Here is a 19,149-nt window from a genome sequence, read left to right as displayed (position 1 = left end):
GACGGCTCAGGCGTTACGCCTGGTCGGCGGGCTGTTCGAGGCAGGTGTCGAAGCCCTGCCACGGCCACTGGTTCTCGGTGCTCGGGACGTCCGACGTCTCGTCCCTGCCCAGGGCGGTCGGGTTCGCGTCCAGGGCCGGTTCGCACTCGGCACCGATGCAGTTCTTGCCCTGGACGCCGTACGACCACTCCACCTCGTGGGTCTTGCCCTCGAGCTGACGGTAGAGCCGCACGGTGACCGAGCCCTCGGTGCTGATGGGGGTCTGCCGGGTGAGCGTGAGGGTCGTGGGCTGCCCGGCGGGTACCGCCTGGTCGGACCCGATGTCGTTGCTGCTCTCGCGGACCAGCATGCCCATCCAGTCGCGGCCGGTCCGGTTGTCCACGGTCGCCATGAGCTGCACCTGCGAGTCGGCGGAGCAGTGCGTCTCGGTGCCGACCGACACGGCGTCGCTGGGCCACGTGAGCTCGGCGCACGACTCGAACGAGACGTTCGTCGTGTCCAGCACCTTGCCCCCGGCCGTGATCTCGGAGGTCTCGGTGCCCCAGACGACCGGGTACTCGATCACCTGGGTCTGCCCGGCCTCCACGGTCCTGGTCACATCGCCCACGTGGAAGCGCACGGGCAGTGTCGACCTCGTGTTGTCGGCGGTGAAGGCGTACTTCTGCACCGAGCGGTCCTGCTCGGCGTCGAACTCGCAGGCTCCCGCGATCACGGGCCTGTCGCCCAGCGCCGGGGCGATGGTCGCGGCGTCGTAGTGCGCCGTCGGGTTGTCCTTGGACACGACCGCCTGGGCAGGCGCGTCGCCGTCCTCGTCCTTGCCCTCCCGTGAGAGGCGGAAGACCGCCTCACCCTCGGGCACCACGGCGCTACCGGTGTCGACGGTGAGTGTCTGGGTTCCGCCCGGCGTCACGGGGAGGGACACCGACTTCAGGGAGGTGCCGTCGACCGAGACCACCATGTCGACCGTCATGGTCTCGTCCGAGGTGTTGGTCACCTTGCCCTCGACCGCGACGGTGCCGCCGGTGTTGATCGTCTGTGCGCTCACCTCGGTCGACCACTGCGGCGTGTAGCAGTCCGCCGCCGCGTGGTCGCCGGCCGGCACGGGTGTCTTGTAGGTCCGGCCGTCCACGTCGGTGGCCAGGACGAAGACCGCCTGGCCCGCCGGAAGCCGCAGGCCGTCGTGCGCCGTCAGCTCGATGGACTCCCCGGGTGCGAGGCTCTTGCCCGTGGAAGCGCTGGTCCCGGCGGCCTGGAGGGCCACCCGCACCGTCCGCTGGGTCGTGTTGGTGTACGCGCCGGTCACCACGGCGTCGGCGGTGCCGGCTCCACCCTCGGCGAGGCAGGAGGCAGCGACCTCACCCACACCGTCGGCGGCATTCGCCCAGGCGGACGTCACGGTCACCGTCGCGGTGGTGGAGTACGCGTAGCCCCCGGTGACGATCGGGCGGATGTTCGCGACGCCGAGCTCCGTGGCCTCCGCCGACGAGGCGTCGACCACGGACGTGACGTTCAGCGCCACGGCGCGGGCATCACCGGGCTCGACGGCGGTTGCCGCGTCGGTTCCCGCGCGCGGGGCGCAGAACCAGGCGGTCGACGACTCCGTACCCGTGCAGGACAGTTCCGGCTGCGACTCGGCGGGCCTGACGCCCTCGGGCAGCGACACCACGACACCCCAGTCCGCGGGCACCGTGCGGTCGCCGGTGCTGTTGACGCGGATCGGCAGCGCGGCGGTCCCCGGGCTGCCCAGCGAGACGTTGTCGGTCGACGCGGACAGCTCCGGACCGAACGGCGCTACCGTGCGGTCCGCGAGATCGATGGTCACGTGGTCGAGACCGTCGGCCCACACCTCGGCACCGATGGAGTAGTCGCCACCGGCGTTGGCCCGGACGGGCACCTCGACCTGGTGCGCCTGTCCCGGTGCGACCTCACCGAGCGTGCAGAGCAGCACGTTCGCCTGCTCGGTCGGGTTGCAGGCGATCGGGCCGGCGTTCGGGAGCGGTCCCACCGTCGCAGGCGCGCTGGGCGAGGCACTCGGCTCGGCCTGCGTCTCGCCCTCGGGCGTGCTCTCGGGCTCCGTGCCGTCCGCGCTGTTCTCGCCCGAGCCGGCGTCGGGCGTCGGGGTCCCGGCGTCGTCGGTGCCTTCGGTCGGCTCCGTGGTGTCCCGGACCAGCCGTCCGCCCACACCCGTGCCGAACGGTCCTTCGTCCGGCGTCATGGTCAGACCAGGGGGAAGCGTGAGTTCCAGCTGCGTACCTGTCGCGGCGACCTCGCCCGCGTTCGTGATGATGAAGCCCAGGATCTGGTGCTCGCGCGGAGCCAGCGGGGTCGAGGCGTCGGTGTAGTCGACGCGGAGAACTGCTTGCGTCGCCGGGTCCGGCTCGAGGTTCGTGTCGGACGGCGAAACCGGCTTGCCGTTGATCTCCTCGGCGCCGGGCAGCCCACGGCCGTCCTCGGTGCTGATCACCTTGTCCGCGGCCACCGGCTCGGGGTCGCCGGGTCCCGCGATCTGCAGCGCCGCGACCATGCCGACGGCGGCCACGGCGATCGCGCCGGCCGCCACGCTGCCGCCCGTCGCGGCGGCGAACGCACTGGCGGTGGCGGAGACCGCGGACGACACCGCACCCGAGAACGTTCCGGTCGAGGCGGCGCCGACGGTCGCCGTCGCCGCGGGCGCGGTTCCGGCAGCGGCACCCGCGCCCGCACCGGCCTTGGCCGCGACGAAGATCCCACCGATCGGCGCACCGGCGCCGACGAGAGCCAGCCCGCCCGCACCGAGCACGAGCGGGGCGATGACCGTCTTCATGCCGTGCGCGACGTCGTGCAGCTCGAGCACCAGGGCGCTGCAGGTGCCGCAGGTCGCCAGGTGGTCGGCGATCTTCGTGGTCTCCCGCTTGGACAGGCTGTCCCGCACGTACCCGCCGAGCAGCGGGTTCACGGAGCGGCACGTGTCCGAAGGGGCATGCGTGAGGTGCTGCTGCAGGTAGCCGGCGCGCAGTGCCTCCTTGGCCCGGTAGAGCAGGGCGGAGACACCGTTGGGGCTGAGCCCCAGCACGGGCGCCACCTGCGCGGGCTTCAGGTCGTCGACCAGGACGTACCAGAGCACCTCGCGCCAGCGCTCGGGGAGGTCGAAGTAGGCCTTGGAGACGACGCTGCGCTCGAAGCCGGCGAGCGCGGGGTCCTCGTCGGAGGCGACCCGGCCGACCACGGACTCGATCTCGTCGTCGGTGCTGGGGCGCGTACGTGCGGCGCCGCGGGACACGTCGAACGCTCGGTGGCGGACCACCGTGTACAGGTAGGGACGGAACCCTGCGTCGGGGCCTGCGCCGCGACGAAGCATCTCGAAAAGCTTGCTGAAGGCGTCCGCGACGACATCGTCGGCGTCGGCGGGCGAGACGTACTGCCGCGCGAGCGCTCGCGCGGCCCCCGCGTGGCGCTCGTAGAGCACGCCAAAGGCTTCACGGTCACCCGACCTGACCTGCAGGATCAGTTCCGCGTCACTCGGGGTTCCCCCCGTGCTGCTCTCGGCTTGCTTCACGTCTACCCAGACTCTCGGCTGTGTCCTGTCCAAGACTATAGAGCCCCGTCGGCGTTTTAGGGGTGGAAAAAACATTTCTGGCATCAGGTTCGGGTGAAGTGCGGTACACCACCGCCGAAGGTGCGTCATGATGTATCCCCGTGAGGGTCCCTTCATCATGAGTGAGTCACAGCAGGAGGCGCGGGTGCGTGTGCATGACCTGCGTGAGCGGTGGCGCGCTACGAGTCTGGCGTCGGTCTGGATCCGGCCGAACGACTGGGAGCACCCGGCCGCTGAAGCGCTGGCAGAGGCATTGGCTGAGGGCCGCGGAGTGATAGCACCCGCGGAGCGTCTTGGTGCCGCTCGGGCCGCCGTCGGCGCCGGGATCACCGAGGCGCTGGACGACGTCGCCTGCCTGTACGCCGCTTTCGGCCGCCCCACCGACGTCGGCGCGCTGCGTGCCGCGGCGATCGGCTGGGTCGGAGAGCGCGAGCGGGTCCCCTACCAGGTGGCCACGCACGACCCGTCAACAGGCCTGCCGACCGGTGAGTACCTGGGCGAGCGACTGCGCGAGACCTACGGCACCGCGCAACGCGTCGGCTCCACCGCCGGAACCACCCACTGCCTGCTCGTGCTGGACGTCGGCCTCGACAGCCTCGACACCTGGCAGCGGCTCGCGCGCTCGGCGGCGATCGGCCGCACCCTGCACCAGGTCTTCGGTGAGGGCCACCCGATGGCCGCTGTCGGCGACGGCACCTTCGTGGTGCTGTGCGAGCGCGGCCCCGCCACCGCGGAGCTCGGTCAGTCGCTGCGCCGCGTGGTGGAGCGCAACGCCGAGGTGCTCGGCCTCACCACCGAGGTGCGCAGGCCGACCCGGGTGTGGGTGGAGCGCCTGCCGGGGACGCACGACGACGCGCTGCTCCTCCTGGACCACCTGGCTCGCTGAGCCGCTGAGCCGCTGAGCCGCGGACGTCGAACCGCGGACGTCGAACGAACAAGCGAGAGCGCCCGCTCACCGTCGAGCGGGCGCTCTGCCTCGTTCTTGCCCCGGCGCTTGCTACAGGGCCGGTCCGCGCTCCTGGAAGGTGAGGCAGTCGGCGTGCCCCGGCTGCTCGGGCCCAGCACCCACGCGGATCGACGCGGCGCCGCACTCCAGGTGGTCGTTGTGCACGCACTCACCGCGCTGGCAGGCACCGACGTGCGCGATGACCTTGTCGAGGCCGCCCTTGGTGCTCAGCGGGATGAACGTCGCGCACGAGGCGTCACCCTCGTGACCTGCGATGGTGACGGCCCCGGCGTGGCAGCCGTGGTCGTGGTTGTAGCCGCAGCCGTCGATCGAGCACTCGGCGACCTCGGGCATTTCCATCAGCGTGCTCATGACTCACTCCTCGTTGGTCCGCGCTTGAACTTCCGGAATATCTCGATCATATTCCGGAAATGCAGAACGTGTAGAGCAAGGAATGCCTTACCTATCTCTTTCGGCGCATTCTCGATTAACGAAAGAATTGCGTTACCGAAATTGGCCGGTGGCCGGGAGCGCTCAGTCCTCGCGCCGAGGTGACGGCCGCCAGAGCACCACTGCTCCACCGCCGACGCCGCGATGCTCGAGGTCGACGCGCATCGCCGCGCTCCGGACCCGCTGGCCACGCTGCACGACGACGACGTCGCCGGCGGCCGGACCCGCGGCGAACACGCGCCCCTCCTCCTGGACCCGCATCAGCAGGTCACCGAGGCGTTCCTCCAGGACCGAGACGTGCGCCTCGAGGGCGAGGATGCGCTTGATCCCGGCCAGGTTGATGCCCTCGACCTGCGCGAGCCGCTGTACCTGCAGAAGACGCGCCACGTCCCGGCGCGAGTAGCGGCGGCCACGGCCACGAGTTCGCCGGGGTACCACCAGGCCGAGCCGGTCGTACTGGCGCAGGGTCTGCGGGTGCATGCCGGCCAGCTCCGCTGCCTTGGAGACGGTGAGCACGGGTGCGTCGTCGTCGAGCATGTGCCCCTCCCTGTCTCGTTCGCTCGGAACTGCGTGCGGGCAGGTTAACCGACCGCGGCGCGGTGGGGACCGTGCCCCACCGCGCTTGCGGTCATTCCGTCGCCCGCTCGACCAGACCGGCGCGTACGTCCTCGCCGTCGCTCTCCGCGGCGAACGTCTCGATCGCCTGCCTGGCCTTCTTGCTGAGCTTCTGCGGCACGACCACCTGGACGCTGACGAGCAGGTCGCCGTTCGCGGTCGCCGTGTGCACGCCGCGCCCCTTGACGCGCAGCGACCGTCCCGACGGGGTGCCCGCAGGCACCTTCAGCCGCACGGTGGTGCCGTCGAGGGTCGGTACCTCCAGCGTGGTCCCGAGTGCGGCCTCGGCGAACGTGACGGGCACGGTCATGCGCAGGTCGAGCCCGTCCAGCGTCCAGACGGGATGCGGCGCCACGTGCACCGTGACCACCAGGTCACCCGCGGGGCCACCGGCGACGCCCGGCTTGCCCTTGCCGCGCAGCCGGATCTTCTTGCCGTCGTTGATCCCCGCGGGGATCCGGGCGGTGATGGTGCGGCCGTTGACGTCCAGCTCGGCGGTAGTGCCCTCCACTGCCGCACGGAACGGCAGCGTGACCTGCGCGACGACGTCGGCACCCTTGGTCGGCGCACCGAACCCCGTCGGGCCGGTCGAACCGTAGGCGGACCGGCCCCCGGCGCCGAACATCGAGCCGAGGATGTCCTCGAAGCCCGGGGATGCGCCACCGCCCTGCGAATAGCGGACCCGTGGCCCACCCCGGCCGGCGGGGCCCTGCCCGCCGCCGAACATGGCGCCCATGATGTCCTCGAAGCCGCCCGCCCCGGCACCGCCGGGCCCGGCGGAGAAGCGAGCGCCACCGGCCATCGCACGCACCGCGTCGTACTGCCGGCGCTGCTCCGGGTCGGACAGCACCGAGTACGCCTCGCCGATCTCCTTGAACCTGGTCTCGGCGGACGCGTTGCCCTGGTTCTGGTCGGGATGGTGCTGCCGCGCCAGCTTGCGATAGGCCTTCTTGATGGCCGCGTCGTCGGCGTCCTTGGGTACGCCCAGCACGGCGTAGAAGTCCTTCTCCATCCAGTCCTGACCGGTCATGGCACCTCCTTCCGCGTCGATATCGGTGGTCGGGCTTGCCGAGACCTTGGTCTCGGCAAGCCCGACCACCGAGAAGTCACTCCGGTCCGACGACGCCCACGCGTGCCGCCCGGACCACCTTCTCGCCGATCTTGTACCCGGGCTCCACCACGAGGTTCACCGTGGAGGCTGTCGCGTCAGCGTCGGTCGAGTGCATGAGCGCCTCGTGCAGGTTGGGGTCGAACTCCTCCCCCACCTTGCCGAACCGCTCGACGCCGAACTTCTGCAGGCTCTGGTCGAGCTTCTCCGCGATCGCCGCCATGGTTCCGCTCAGCTCGCCGTGCTGCTTCGCGCGCTCGACGTCGTCGAGCACGGGCAGCAGTGCGGCCAGCACGTCCTGCACGCCCCGGTTCCGCGCGGCCTCCTGGTCGCGCAGCGCCCGGTTGCGGTAGTTCGTGAAGCTGGCCCGCTCGCGCTGCAGCGCGTCCAGGTGCTCCGCGGCCTCAGCCTTCGCCTTGAGGACCTCGGAGGCCTCGGCCGCCTCACCGGACGGCTCGAAGTCGAGCCCTTCCAGCGGGTCGGCGTCGGTCTCGGCAGACTCTGCGGCCGGGGCGGTCTCGTCGTCCGAGGCAGCCTCGTCCGACGGTTCGGCCGGACGGCTCTGCTCGCCGGAGTTGTTCACCTTGCGCTTGTCCGTGAAGTGGAAGGGGTGCTCCTCCGAGCCCTCGGGCTCAGGGGTTCCCTGCGGGTTCTCTTCGGTCACTTGCGCTCTTCCTCGTCGTCCACGATCTCGGCGTCGACGACGTCCTCGTCAGCGGCGGACCGGTCGTTCGCCTGCGGTGCGCCGTCGGCGCTCTGCGGCGCCGCCTGCTCGGACGCGTACAGCGCCTCGCCGATCTTCTGCGAGGAGGCACCAAGCTTCTCGTACGAGGTCTTGACGGCCTCCGCGTCCTCGCCCTCGAGCGCGGACTTGACTGCGGCGATGTCCGCCTCGACCTCGGTGACGACCTCTGCGGGGAGCTTGTCGCGGTTGTCCGCGATCTGCTTCTCCATGGAGTACGCGAAGGCCTCGGCCTGGTTGCGGGTGTCCGCCTCCTCGCGACGCTTCTTGTCCTCCTCGGCGTGCAGCTCCGCGTCCTTGACCATGCGGTCGATGTCGTCCTTGGGCAGGGCCGAACCGCCGGTGATCTTCATCGACTGCTCCATGCCCGTGCCGCGGTCCTTGGCGGACACGTGCACGATGCCGTTGGCGTCGATGTCGAACGTGACCTCGATCTGCGGGACGCCACGCGGGGCGGGTGCGATACCGGTGAGCTCGAAGACACCCAGCGGCTTGTTGTCGCGCGTGAACTCGCGCTCGCCCTGGAACACCTGGATCGCCACGGACGGCTGGTTGTCGTCAGCGGTGGAGAAGACCTCGCTGCGCTTGGTCGGGATGGCCGTGTTGCGCTCGATGAGCTTGGTCATCACGCCACCCTTGGTCTCGATACCGAGGGACAGCGGGGTGACGTCGATCAGCAGGACGTCCTTGCGGTCGCCGGTGATGACGCCGGCCTGCAGGGCGGCGCCGACGGCGACGACCTCGTCCGGGTTGACGCCCTTGTTGGGCTCGCGGCCGCCGGTGAGCTCCTTGATGACCTCGCTCACGGCGGGCATGCGGGTGGAGCCACCCACGAGCACGACGTGGTCGATGTCCGAGACGGAGATGCCCGCGTCGCGGATCACGGCGTGGAACGGCGCCTTGGTCCGGTCGATGAGGTCCTGCGTCATCTGCTGGAACTGAGCGCGCGTGAGCTTCTCGTCCAGGTGGATGGGGCCGTTCTCGCTCATCGACAGGTACTGCATCGAGATGTTGGTGCTCGTCGAGGACGAGAGCTCCTTCTTGGCCTGCTCGGACGCCTCGCGGAGCCGCTGCAGCGCGATCTTGTCCTTCGACAGGTCGACGCCCGAGGAGTTCTTCACCTGCTTGATGAGGTACTCCACGACGCGCTGGTCCCAGTCGTCGCCACCGAGGCGGTTGTCACCGGAGGTGGCGCGCACCTGGATGGTCGAGAAGTCGTCCTCGTCCTTGCCCACCTCGAGCAGGGAGACGTCGAACGTGCCACCGCCGAGGTCGAAGACGAGGATGAGCTCGTCCTCCTTGCCCTTGTCCAGGCCGTAGGCGAGGGCGGCCGCGGTGGGCTCGTTGACGATGCGCTTGACGTCGAGGCCGGCGATCTGGCCGGCGTCCTTCGTGGCCTGGCGCTCGGCGTCGTTGAAGTACGCCGGGACCGTGATCACAGCCTCCGTGACGGGCTCACCGAGGTACTCCTCGGCGTCGCGCTTGAGCTTGCCCAGGATGCGGGCCGAGATCTCCTGCGGCGTGTACTTCTTGTCGTCGATGCTCACCGTCCAGTCGGTGCCCATGTGGCGCTTGACCGACGAGATGGTGCGGTCGACGTTGGTGACCGCCTGACGCTTGGCGACCTCACCGACCAGCACCTCGCCGGTCTTGGAGAACGCGACCACCGACGGGGTGGTCCGCGAGCCCTCCGCGTTGGCGATGACGGTGGGCTCTCCACCCTCGAGGACGGTCACCACCGAGTTCGTGGTGCCGAGGTCGATACCTACTGAGCGTGCCATGTGACTGCCTTCCTCCGACAGATTGAGTCTTCTGCACTCAACTTAAGCCGGAGCTCGCGTGGAAGCAAGCCCGCACCCGCAAAGTTGAGTCCACTTCGCTCAACCTCGTTCGGAGCCGGAAAGTTCCCGGTCCGGCACCTCCGGGCGCAGAACCACGCTGACCTGCGCAGACGCGGACCCCGAGGGCGCAGGATTATGGTGGCGCCATGCCCTTCGAGATCGCCCTGACCGACGACGTCACACTCCGAGAGCTGACCAAGGACGACGCAGCGGCGATCGCCCGCGCCTACGGACGCAACCGCGAGCACCTCGCCCCCTGGGAGCCCGCCCGGCCCGACGCGTTCTACACGGAGGAGTGGCACAAGGAGCACCTCTGGGCGCAGGTGCTGGAGAACTCCACCGGCCGGGCCCTGTACACCGTGCTCGAGGTGGACGGCGAGATAGTGGCCAGGCTGAACCTCACCGACATCGTCCACGGCGCCTTCGAGAACGGGCACGTCGGCTACTGGCTGGACGCCCGGTTCACCGGCCGGGGCCTGATGACCCGCGCCATCGAGGCGCTGGCGGAGCACGCCCGGGACGAGCTGGGCCTGCACCGCCTGCAGGCCGCGACGCTCCCCCACAACGAGGCGTCCCAGGCAGTGCTGACCCGTGCCGGCTTCGAGCAGATCGGCTTCGCGCCGGGATATCTGAGGATCGCCGGGCAGTGGCAGGCCCACGTCCTGTTCCAGCTGCTGCTGCACGCGAACTGACTGCCACGCGGTGCGACACGCCGTCGTCGGCCGTGTTTCGCCCCTGTCAACAGGCGCGACGCCCTGACCTGCGGTACACAAGGGTGCACGACCGAGGCCGCAGGGGTGGGGGCATCGGACGCGTACCCCGCGGGCCTGCCCGCGGGTGCCTGATGCCCGGGACCCCGGGCCTCTACGGGGGGAGACCACCATGGCAAGCATCCACGGAAGCTCGTTGTCGATAGCGCTCCTGACAGCCTTGCTCGATCCCGAGGAGGACGGTCTCAGGTCACCGCACGTCCAGGACCTCCTGCAGGAGGCGCTCGAGACCCGCGAGGACGCGCGCGACGTGATCGTCGCGCTGCTCGCCTCGTCCGGCTCGATGCTGCGGCAGATCAGCTACCACAACGAGCAGGAGCCGCTCGAGTCCCTGCAGAAGGTGGCCCTGGGCTTCCAGCGCAAGGTCGTGCAGCTGCCCAGCTGAGTCAGCGCGCGGTCCGCGCCGCGACCGACTCGGCGTCCCGCAGCAGGCGGAGCGTGTTACCGCTGGTCAGCTTGCCAAGGTCGGCATCGGACCAGCCGTTGTCCGCGAGCGCCGAGAGCAGGCGGGGGTAGCCCGTCACGTCCTCCAGCCCTTCGGGGAGGGTGGGGGTCCCGTCGTAGTCGCCGCCGAGTCCCACGTGGTCGACGCCGGCGACCTCGCGGACGTGCTCGACGTGTGCGACGACGTCGGCCAGCGTGGTGCGGGGCTGCGGGTGCCGGGTCCGCCACTCGGCGATGAAGGGCTCGAAGGCCCCGAGGTCGGTGTTCTTGATGCCCTGGGCCGCAGCTGCCTCCGCGCCGGTCGCCCGCCACTCGGCGACGGCGGGTGACACGAACTGCGGCACGAACGTGACCATGCAGACGCCGCCGTTGGTCGCGAGGGCGGCCAGGACGTCGTCGGGCACGTTACGGGGGACGTCGCAGACGGCGCGGGCGCTGGAGTGGCTGAACACGACCGGGGCCGAGGTGACCCGCAGGGCGTGGCGCATGGTGCCGGCGGAGGTGTGCGAGAGGTCCACGAGCATGCCGAGGCGGTTCATCTCGCGCACGACGTCCTCGCCGAACGGCGAGAGCCCGCCCAGCACCTCGTCGTCGGTGGCCGAGTCGGCCCAGGGCACGTTGTCGTTGTGCGTGAGGGTCATGTAGCGCACCCCGAGCGCGTGGAGCATGCGCAGGACGGCGAGCGACTCGTCGATGGAGTGCCCGCCCTCCGCGCCCATGAGCGAGGCGATGCGCCCGTCCGCCCACGCCTGCTCGACGTCGGCGGCGGTCAGGGCGAGCCGGAGCGTGTCCGGGTACCGCTCGACCATGCGGTGCACGCAGTCGATCTGTTCGAGCGTCGCCGTGACCGCCGCCCCGCCCTGGAGCTGGGCGGGCACGTAGACGGACCAGAACTGGGCGCCGACGCCGCCCTCGCGCAGCCGCGGCAGGTCGGTGTGGGTGGTGGTGAGCCGCTGCGCGATGTCGACGGCGGAGAGGTCGTAGGCCGACTGTTCGCGCAGCTCCCACGGGAGGTCGTTGTGACCGTCCCAGACGGGGTTCTTCCCGAGGAGGGCGGCGATGCGGTCGGCGGTGGTCTCGGCCGTTGTCATGGGGCGACGCTATCGCGCGCCCCCCAGGAGCCAGGAGCTCAGTCGATCCACTGCCAGCTGCAGCCGGCGGTCGCGAACCCGGCCAGGTGCCCCGAGCCGCCCAGGTGGATGCTGGTGGGCTCGGTCACCACACCGCGGCTGACCACGGCCGGTTCGCCGTAGAAGCCCTCGTAGAAGGTGTAGGTGCACGGCTCGCCGGCGACGGCCGGACCGGTCGTGGAGTACGTGCCGGGCTCGAGGTGGTCGCGGATGACGTAGACGCCGTTCGCGGCCGTCGAGTGGCTCGTCCTGACCATCCCTGGGTAGTACTTGATCCAGACGCCGCACTGGTGGTTCGTGTACACGGTGTGGTCGATGGGAAGAACCGTGAACATGCGCTGGCCCGATCCCGCGTCCTGGGCGAGCACGGTCCCGTCCTGTCGCCGGCGCTCCCAGACGCACACGCCGGCGGGGCCCGACTGCGCGATGTAGGTCGTCGCGACCACGCCGTCCGGTTCCTCCCCCACGTAGATCGGCTCGCCGATATCGTCGGCCTTCCACCGCACGGCCGACGCCAGCACCTCGGCGGTCGCCGCGCTGCGCCGTACCGCGGTGCCCCAGCCCGCCCGGTAGGTGCGCACGGTCACGGTGATCTTCTTCTTGTAGTCGCTGCCCGTCAGCGTGTATCTCGACGTCGTGGCCCCGGAGATCGCCCGTCCGGCGGCATACCACTGGAACGAGAACGACGACGGCGTGGGCGACCAGGTGCCGCGGATCGCCGTGAGCGTGGAACCCACACGCACGGTGCCGGAGATGACCGGGTCCGGAGACCTCGAGTACGCGCCCCCGACCCGCACGTCCGCGGACGGCGGGATCAGCTTTCCCAGGAACCCGGGCTTCGTCAGGTACATCCGGACCGAGATGAGGTGACCTCTCCACTCGGGCCTGACGGTCAGCGTGGTCCGGACCGCGCCCCGGATGCGCTCGCCGTCGAGCCACCACCGGTACTCGACGGAGTCGGGCTCGGGCACGGCCGTCGGCCGGAAGACGGTCAGCGTGGCGCCGGGCGTCGCGACGCCGAGGATCCTCGGGAGCGCCTGGGAGAACCTCCCGTACTCGACGGGCTCCGAGGGCCCGCTGGTCCGGCTCACGGAGGTGTAGCCCTCCCGGGAACCATCGAGCCGGACGGTGAGCCTCTTGCCGACCTGCGCCGCGGTCGGCGAATAGACGAACCCGGTCGCGCCGCTGATCGGCACGTCGTCCGCGTACCACTGGTAGGTGAAGGTGGTGCCGGAGGTCCACGTGCCCGCGTGCGCCTTGAGCGTCCCGCCCACCCGGACCCAGTCGGTGTTCGTCGGGTTGATTCTCGGGGTGGACGACTCCAGGGGGACGTCGGAGATCTCACGTGTGGCCGTGGTCGCGGTAGTCGGGCTGCCGCCGTCGGCATTCCCGTCGGGGCCGGGCGCGGCGACGGCGACCGCGGGCGTCACGAGGAGGGTCAGAGCAGCGGCCGAGGCCAGCGCTCTGGAGAGACATCGTACGAGTGGGTGCATGACTACTCCTGGGGCTGGTGCGCCCAGGGTGCCCAGGCGCGCTGGGCCTGCATCTGGCAGGACTCTTGTCAAGAAACGTAGCCCTCCCAGCCGTTCGGATTCCCCGGAATCACCCAGGGTTGTTCCGGCGTGCACCAGCGGCAGTGGCCATGAGGGCGGCGCTACTGCGCCCCGCGGACGCCGGAGCGCCGGGCGCGCGAGGTCTTCCCGCACGTCCGGCGCTCTGACGACGGCTCAGCCGATCCGCTTCCAGCTGCAGCCGGCCGTCTCGAAACCGACTGCGGCCGACGGCATCGTGATGGTCGTGGCCTCCGTTATGGTGCCCTGGCCGATCACCGCGTCCTGGCCGTAGAAGCCCTTGTAGAACGTGTACGCGCACGACGCGCCGGCGTCCGCCGGACCGGAGGTGGAGTACACACCGCGTTCGAGGTGGTCGTCGAGGGCGTAGACGCCGTTCGCGGCCGTCTCGTCGCTCGGTGTGACCATCTCGGGGTAGTACCTGATCCAGACGCCGCAGCTCTCGCTCGCAAAGGCGGTGTCATCGGTGTCGATCACCTTGAACAGGCGCTGGCCCGATCCCACGCTGGAGCCGAGCACCTCGGTGGGAGACCGGCGCTCCCAGGTGCATTCGGCCGAGCGCGCCTGCGCGATGTAGATCGTCGCGAGCAGGCCGTCCGGCGGCCCCACCGGCCGGGCCTGCTCGTCGTCGCCCACCCACCGCCTGGCCGGCGCCAGCACCTCGCTGGTCGCCGCGCTGCGCCGCAGCACCGTGCCGTAGCCCGCCCGGTAGGAGCGCGCGGTCACGGTGATCTTCTTGCCGTAGTCCCTGGGCTTCAGCGTGTACGACGAGCTCGTGCCCCCGAGGATCCGGTGACCGTCCGCGTACCACTGGAACGAGAACGACGTCGGCGTGGGCGACCAGGTGCCGCGCGCGACCTTGAGCGAGGAGCCCACGCGCAGGGTGCCGGAGATCGTCGGGTTCGGGGACCTCGTGTACGCGCCCCCGACCCGCGCAGCCGGGGACGTGACTCTATAGACGGTGTAACCGACCTTGTCGACCTCCGCGCTGACCGTGATCTCGTGGCCCCTCCAGGCGGACCTCATGGTCAGCTCGCTCCGGTTCGCGCCCCGGATGGAACGCCCGTCGAGCCTCCACCGGTAGCGGACGTTGACGGTCGAGGGAATTGACGCGGGCCCGACTGCGGTCAGCGTGGCGCCGGGCGTCGCGCTGCCGACGATCACCGGCAGCCCCACGGAGATGAGCCCCGGATAGATGAGGGTCGAGCTCGCGCTGGTCCGGCTCACCGGGGTGTAGCCCTCCCGGGAGCCGTCGAGCCGGACAGTGAGCCTCAGGCCACGGTGCTCCCAGGTCGGCGTGAAGGTGGACTCCGTCGCGCCGCTGATCGCCTCGCCGTCCGCGAACCACTGATAGGTGAACTGGGTACCCGACGTCCACGAGCCCGCAAGTGCTCGCAGGGTGGCACCCACCCGGAGGGGGAGGGCGGTGCCGCTGATCGTCGGTATCGACGACTCCAGGGGAACGTCGGCGGCCTCGCGCGTCTCCGCGCTGGACACGGTGGTCGGGCTGCCGCCTTCGGCATGACCGGCGGGCGCGGCGACGGCGACCGCGGGTGTCACGAGGAGGGTCAGAGCGGCGGCCGAGGCCAGGGCTCTGGAGAGACGTCGTGCGAGTGGATGCATGGCTACTCCCGGGGCTGGAGCGCCCAGAATGCCCAGGCGCGCTGGGCCCTGCATTTGGCAGGACTCACTGGTAGAGACGCTCGGCAAGCACGAAACGATGTGTCAAGACCGTAGACCGCGCCTTCGATCAAAGTCACCGAAGGTCCGAGGAGATCACCCGGAGGCTCGACTACCCGGCGAAGCGGTCGACGAGATCCGCGAGGAGAGGCGCGGCAGCGAAGTACAGCGCGAGGCCCGCAGGGAACACGATGCTTCCGACCGCGACGAGCAGTCCCTTCCCGCGTTGCGGCACGAGGCCGATCGATCCCTTCGCGAGACCGTGGTGCGGGGGCGCGTAGTAGATGTCAGTCACCTTGTCGGGCTCGACGTCCACGAGCAGCTCGACCTCGCCGTGCTGCCGGAGCCACGTGGAGTATGCGATCACGAACTGTGGCCCGCAGCGCACCCGGAGCTCTCGCGTGCCGGAGTGCCTGATGTCGACGGTGTGCCCGTCGATGTGGACCGTGGCGTCCCTGGGACCGATGCTCGCGCTGACGTGCACCCGTACAAGGCAGTCGTACGCGCGGCCCTCACTCATGCCCGGTGAAGATGCCGTCGTCAAAGTTGGATCCGATCGTGGTAGAGGCAGGCAAGGTCCCCGAAAGTCCGAGGAGATCACCCGGTGACACCCAGGGTCAGAAACGGGGAGCCGCGCCGAGACAGACTCGGCGCGACTCCCCGGACCTGAGGCGAACTTTCGGTCAGCCGATGCGCTTCCAGCTGCAGCCGGCCGTCTCGAAACCGGCCGCGGACGACGGCATCGTGATGGTGTGGGCCGACGACACCTCACCCTGGCTCAGGACGCCTTCGGCGCCCTCGAAGCCCTTGTAGAAGGTGTAGCGGCACGAGGTCGCGGCGTTCGTCGGCCCCGTCGTGGAGTACACGCCGCGCTCGAGGTGGTCGCCGAGGGCGTAGACGCCGTTCGCGGCCGTCGAGGCGCTCGTCCTGACCATCCCGGGGTAGTACTTGATCCAGGTGCCACAGCTCTCGCTCGCGAAGACGCTGTCATCGGTGCCCACCACCCTGAGCAGTCGCTGGCCCGATCCGAGGTTGTAGGCGAGCACGTCGTTGGGCGACTGGCGCGCCCACTCGCAGTCGGCCGAGCCCGCCTGTGCGATGTAGGTCGTCGCAGGCACGCTGTCCGGCCCGACCAACCAGGCGAACTCGTCGTCGCCCGCCCACCGCACGGCCGACGCCAGCACCTCGCCGGTCGCCGCGCTGCGCCGCAGCACCGTGCCGTAGCCCGCCCGGTAGGAGCGCGCGGACACGGTGATCTTCTTGCCGTAGTCGGTGCCCGTCAGCGTGTACGACGAACTCGTCGCCCCGGAGATCCGCTGTCCGTCCGCGTACCACTGGAACGAGAACGACGACGGCGTGGGCGACCAGGTGCCGAGCGTGACCTTGAGCGTGGAGCCCACGCGCGTGGTGCCGGAGATCGTCGGGTTCGGGGACCTCGTGTACGCGCCCCCGACCGTTGCGCCCGCGGACGTGACGGTCTTGACGACGTACCCGGACTTCGCCACGGTCGCGCTGACCGTGATGTCGTGGCCCCTCCACTCGGACCGCATGGTCAGCTCGCTCCGCGTCGCGCCCCTGATGGACCGCCCGTCGAGCCGCCACCGGTAGGAGACGGAGACGTCCGAGGGAGCGGCTGCAGGCCGCGAGACGGTCAGCGTGGCACCCGGCGCCGCGCTGCCGAGGATCACCGGCGGCCCCTGGGAGATGGCCCCCACGGCGACGGCGGACGTGGCCCCGCTGAGCCGGCTGGCCGCGGTGTACCCGGCGCGGGAACCGAAGATCCGGACCGTGAGCGCCTTGCCGCGCTGCGCGGCGGTGGGCGTGAAGGCGAACCCGCTCGCGCCGCTGATGACGGTCCCGTCGGCGTACCACCGGTAGGTGAACTGGGTACCCGGCGTCCACGAGCCGGCGAGCGCGCGGAGGGTCGAACCCACGCGGACGGTGCCGTCGATCTTCGGTGTCGACGCCGTCAGGGTGCCGATCGTGATCTCGGGCGTCTCGACGCTGGTCGTGGAGGTCGGCGTCTGACCGGCGGCAGAGCCGGTGACGGTGACAGACAGCTTGGCGCCGAGGTCGGCGTCGTCCGGCGTGTACGTCGCCTTCGTCGCTCCACCGATCATGTCGCCGTCCCGGCGCCACTGGTAGGTGAACGCAGCGACGGGGCTCCAGGGAGCGACCGAGGCGGTCAGGGGCGCGCCCACCCGGTACTCGCCGGAGATGGTCGGCACGGTCGTCGTGAACGTTGACTCCTGCGCCAGCTCGTAGGCCGCCAGGACGTCGAGCTTGCCCTCGCCCCAGACGTTGTTGTCGTCGGCGGTACCGCCGCACGACGTGTCGTTCACGTCGTGCGCCGTCCCGTCGAGGATGGCGCGGGTCGCCTGCACCTTGCCGACCAGCTCGGGCTCGGCGTCCCACAGCAGCGCCACGGCGCCTGCGACGTGCGGGGCGGCCATCGACGTGCCGTTCAGGGGGTCCGAATCGCTGCCCGGCTGGCCCGATCCGTCGTCCGGCACGGTCGACAGGACGTAGACACCCGGTGCCGCGATGTCCGGCTTGACCGTGCCGCTCTGTCCCGGGCCACGCGAGGAGAAGTCGGCGATTGCCCCGCTCTGGGCGAACGCGCCGACCGAGTACGAGTTCTGCCGAGAGCCAGGGCTACCCGACGACTGGCAGTCAAGCACGCCGAGGTTTCCGTTGGCGAAGGTGGCGAAGATGCCTGCAGCCTCCCAGGCCGCGGCGATGTCCTCCATGAACGGGTCCGTCGAGGCGACCGTGCTACCCCACGAGTTGTTCACCACGTGGGGCCGCTTCGTCGTGTCCGGGACCGGGTTGGCCGAGCCCTGGTCGTACGGGGCAAGGATCCACTCGCCGGAGCCGATCAGGTCCTCGTCGGTCCACGCGCCGCCACCGCCGGCGGCGGCGATCCACTCGGCATCGGGTGCGACGCCGACGGCACGGTCCACGCCGTTCTCGTCCTGCACCGTGCCGCCGACCATGGTGCCCATGGTGTGCGTGCCGTGGCCGTCCACGTCGTGGGGGTCGAGCCGCCCGTCGACCGAGAAGTAGTTGTAGGCGTCAGGATCGGCCGCACCCGCGCCGCGGTACTGCCCGGACAGTGCGGGGTGGCTGCCGTCGACTCCGGTGTCGATGTTGGCCACCACGATGCCCTCGCCGGTGAAACCCTTGCTCCACAGGTCGTCAGCGTTGATCGCCGAGATACCCCATGTGGGCCCCGCCGCTGCCGCCGCAGCGTCGTTCTCGGCGTCCGTCATCTCCACCGGCTCCGGCGCCGCGTAGTGCGTCCTCGGACGCACCTCCAGCACCTGCATGTCCGCCGCGAGGTCGGTCGCCAGGTCCAGCGAGCCGTCCTCGACGAGGATCGCGTTGGTGGCCCAGTGGGAGGTGTACTTGGTTCCGGCCGCCTCCAGCTCCGCTACGGCGTCCTTCTGGGACGCCTCGGCGGCAGCGAGGAGCGTCTCGTAGACGTAGTCGCCGCGCTCGGACCAGCTCGTGATGCCCTCAGCCTTCGACAGGTCCGGCTTCTCGGCGAACCGCAGCCAGAAGTCGGTGGTCCCGTCGGAGGCAAAAGCCCGGTTGGCCCCGGCGGTGAACTTGTCCGCCGGGTCGACGACGCGGGGCGCCCGCTGGGGGTCGGACGAGCCGACCGGCCGTGGGCTGGGGTCGGGCGCGGCGACCGCCGCGCTCGGTACTGCCAGGAGTGCCAGGACAGTGGCCGCGGCCAGAGTTCTGGTACGACGTCGCGTGCGAGGGTGCATGGGTTCTCCAGGCTGGGGCGCGCCGGGATACCGGGCGCAACTGGACCTGCGCGGGGCAGGGGTGTGCCGTGAAGATACCGTCCGAGATCAGGCAAAAACGGCGAAAATGCCGGAACTCACCCGGGTGATTTCCGGGTTCAGATCCGGCCGCGCAGCCTGTCGATATCGCGCCGCTCGCGCTTGGTGGGCCGCCCCGCCCCGCGGTCGCGCAGCCCGACGGCCTCGCGCTCGACGCGCGTCGGCAGGGCCGGGCTGTGGTCCAGGTACGCCTTGGCCGCTATCGGGGCGCCCACCCGCTTGAGCAGCAGCTCCACGACCTCGACATCCCGGTCCCGGAGCGGGTCGCGCCACGTCACGCGGTCGCCGACGGCCACGGACGCCGACGCCTTGGCGACCTTGCCGTTGATGCGGACGCGCCCGCTGCGGCAGAGGTCGGCCGCGACCGACCGGCTCTTGGTCAGCCGCACCGCCCACAACCACACATCGATGCGCATCGGCCCAT

General features: G+C 70.5%; 15 protein-coding genes. 3 read left to right on the top strand and 12 right to left on the bottom strand.

What is annotated here, in order from left to right; translation table 11 throughout:
• Nucleotides 1-13: 13 nt before the first annotated feature.
• Nucleotides 14-3,445 (bottom strand): sigma-70 family RNA polymerase sigma factor, encoded by a 3,432-nt coding sequence (locus ACNYC2_RS00325; protein ID WP_419705156.1) that lies wholly within the window; start codon nucleotides 3,443-3,445, stop codon nucleotides 14-16.
• A 247-nt stretch (nucleotides 3,446-3,692) separates the two neighbouring features.
• Between ACNYC2_RS00325 and ACNYC2_RS00320 the strand changes: the two genes are divergently transcribed.
• Complete coding sequence (locus ACNYC2_RS00320; RefSeq protein WP_419705155.1) at nucleotides 3,693-4,460, top strand: hypothetical protein; 768 nt, start codon at nucleotides 3,693-3,695, stop codon at nucleotides 4,458-4,460.
• A 111-nt stretch (nucleotides 4,461-4,571) separates the two neighbouring features.
• Here the strand turns inward: ACNYC2_RS00320 and ACNYC2_RS00315 are convergent, their stop codons facing one another.
• The 5 genes from ACNYC2_RS00315 to dnaK all read right to left on the bottom strand — a co-directional run bounded on the left by ACNYC2_RS00315 (nucleotide 4,572) and on the right by dnaK (nucleotide 9,216).
• Nucleotides 4,572-4,892 carry a DUF1540 domain-containing protein gene (locus ACNYC2_RS00315; RefSeq protein ID WP_419705154.1) on the bottom strand — a complete coding sequence of 107 codons (321 nt, stop codon included), beginning with the start codon at nucleotides 4,890-4,892 and terminating at the stop codon, nucleotides 4,572-4,574.
• 162 nt (nucleotides 4,893-5,054) lie between these two features.
• Nucleotides 5,055-5,507: a heat shock protein transcriptional repressor HspR gene (locus ACNYC2_RS00310; RefSeq protein ID WP_419705153.1), complete on the bottom strand. Its 453-nt coding sequence runs from the start codon at nucleotides 5,505-5,507 to the stop codon at nucleotides 5,055-5,057.
• Nucleotides 5,508-5,598: 91 nt separating this feature from the next.
• A complete protein-coding gene (locus ACNYC2_RS00305; protein WP_419705152.1) occupies nucleotides 5,599-6,615 on the bottom strand; it encodes a DnaJ C-terminal domain-containing protein in 1,017 nt (338 codons plus the stop codon).
• A 76-nt stretch (nucleotides 6,616-6,691) separates the two neighbouring features.
• Nucleotides 6,692-7,357: a nucleotide exchange factor GrpE gene (gene grpE / locus ACNYC2_RS00300; protein ID WP_419705151.1), complete on the bottom strand. Its 666-nt coding sequence runs from the start codon at nucleotides 7,355-7,357 to the stop codon at nucleotides 6,692-6,694.
• Nucleotides 7,354-9,216 carry a molecular chaperone DnaK gene (gene dnaK, locus ACNYC2_RS00295; protein ID WP_377139808.1) on the bottom strand — a complete coding sequence of 621 codons (1,863 nt, stop codon included), beginning with the start codon at nucleotides 9,214-9,216 and terminating at the stop codon, nucleotides 7,354-7,356. Before dnaK ends, grpE begins: the two co-directional genes overlap by 4 nt.
• Nucleotides 9,217-9,422: 206 nt before the next feature.
• On the opposite strand from dnaK, the gene ACNYC2_RS00290 reads away from it, so the two are divergent.
• On the top strand, nucleotides 9,423-9,968 hold the full coding sequence (locus tag ACNYC2_RS00290; RefSeq protein WP_419705150.1) for a GNAT family N-acetyltransferase: 546 nt from the start codon (nucleotides 9,423-9,425) through the stop codon (nucleotides 9,966-9,968).
• Nucleotides 9,969-10,158: 190 nt separating this feature from the next.
• Complete coding sequence (locus ACNYC2_RS00285) at nucleotides 10,159-10,431, top strand: hypothetical protein (protein WP_026366117.1); 273 nt, start codon at nucleotides 10,159-10,161, stop codon at nucleotides 10,429-10,431.
• 1 nt (nucleotide 10,432) lies between these two features.
• On the opposite strand, the gene ACNYC2_RS00280 is transcribed toward ACNYC2_RS00285, so the two are convergent.
• The 6 genes from ACNYC2_RS00280 to ACNYC2_RS00255 all read right to left on the bottom strand — a co-directional run bounded on the left by ACNYC2_RS00280 (nucleotide 10,433) and on the right by ACNYC2_RS00255 (nucleotide 19,141).
• Entirely contained in the window at nucleotides 10,433-11,581 is a 1,149-nt protein-coding gene (locus ACNYC2_RS00280) for a dipeptidase (protein WP_419705149.1), read from the bottom strand.
• Nucleotides 11,582-11,619: 38 nt separating this feature from the next.
• Nucleotides 11,620-13,113 (bottom strand): hypothetical protein, encoded by a 1,494-nt coding sequence (locus tag ACNYC2_RS00275; RefSeq protein ID WP_419705148.1) that lies wholly within the window; start codon nucleotides 13,111-13,113, stop codon nucleotides 11,620-11,622.
• A gap of 234 nt (nucleotides 13,114-13,347) precedes the next feature.
• Nucleotides 13,348-14,814, bottom strand: coding sequence for a hypothetical protein (locus tag ACNYC2_RS00270; RefSeq protein WP_419705147.1), 1,467 nt, complete (start codon nucleotides 14,812-14,814; stop codon nucleotides 13,348-13,350).
• 169 nt (nucleotides 14,815-14,983) lie between these two features.
• On the bottom strand, nucleotides 14,984-15,391 hold the full coding sequence (locus tag ACNYC2_RS00265) for a hypothetical protein (protein WP_419705146.1): 408 nt from the start codon (nucleotides 15,389-15,391) through the stop codon (nucleotides 14,984-14,986).
• 163 nt (nucleotides 15,392-15,554) lie between these two features.
• On the bottom strand, nucleotides 15,555-18,647 hold the full coding sequence (locus tag ACNYC2_RS00260; RefSeq protein WP_419705145.1) for a S8 family serine peptidase: 3,093 nt from the start codon (nucleotides 18,645-18,647) through the stop codon (nucleotides 15,555-15,557).
• Nucleotides 18,648-18,784: 137 nt separating this feature from the next.
• Entirely contained in the window at nucleotides 18,785-19,141 is a 357-nt protein-coding gene (locus ACNYC2_RS00255; RefSeq protein ID WP_419705144.1) for an RNA-binding S4 domain-containing protein, read from the bottom strand.
• Between the last annotated feature and the right edge of the window lie 8 nt (nucleotides 19,142-19,149).

Origin of the sequence: Promicromonospora sp. NFX87 (genome assembly GCF_048564965.1) — a bacterium.
GTDB lineage: Bacteria > Actinomycetota > Actinomycetes > Actinomycetales > Cellulomonadaceae > Promicromonospora.
The sequence above is the reverse complement of the archived record's forward strand: the minus strand, read 5'-3'. Positions and strand labels throughout refer to the sequence as shown.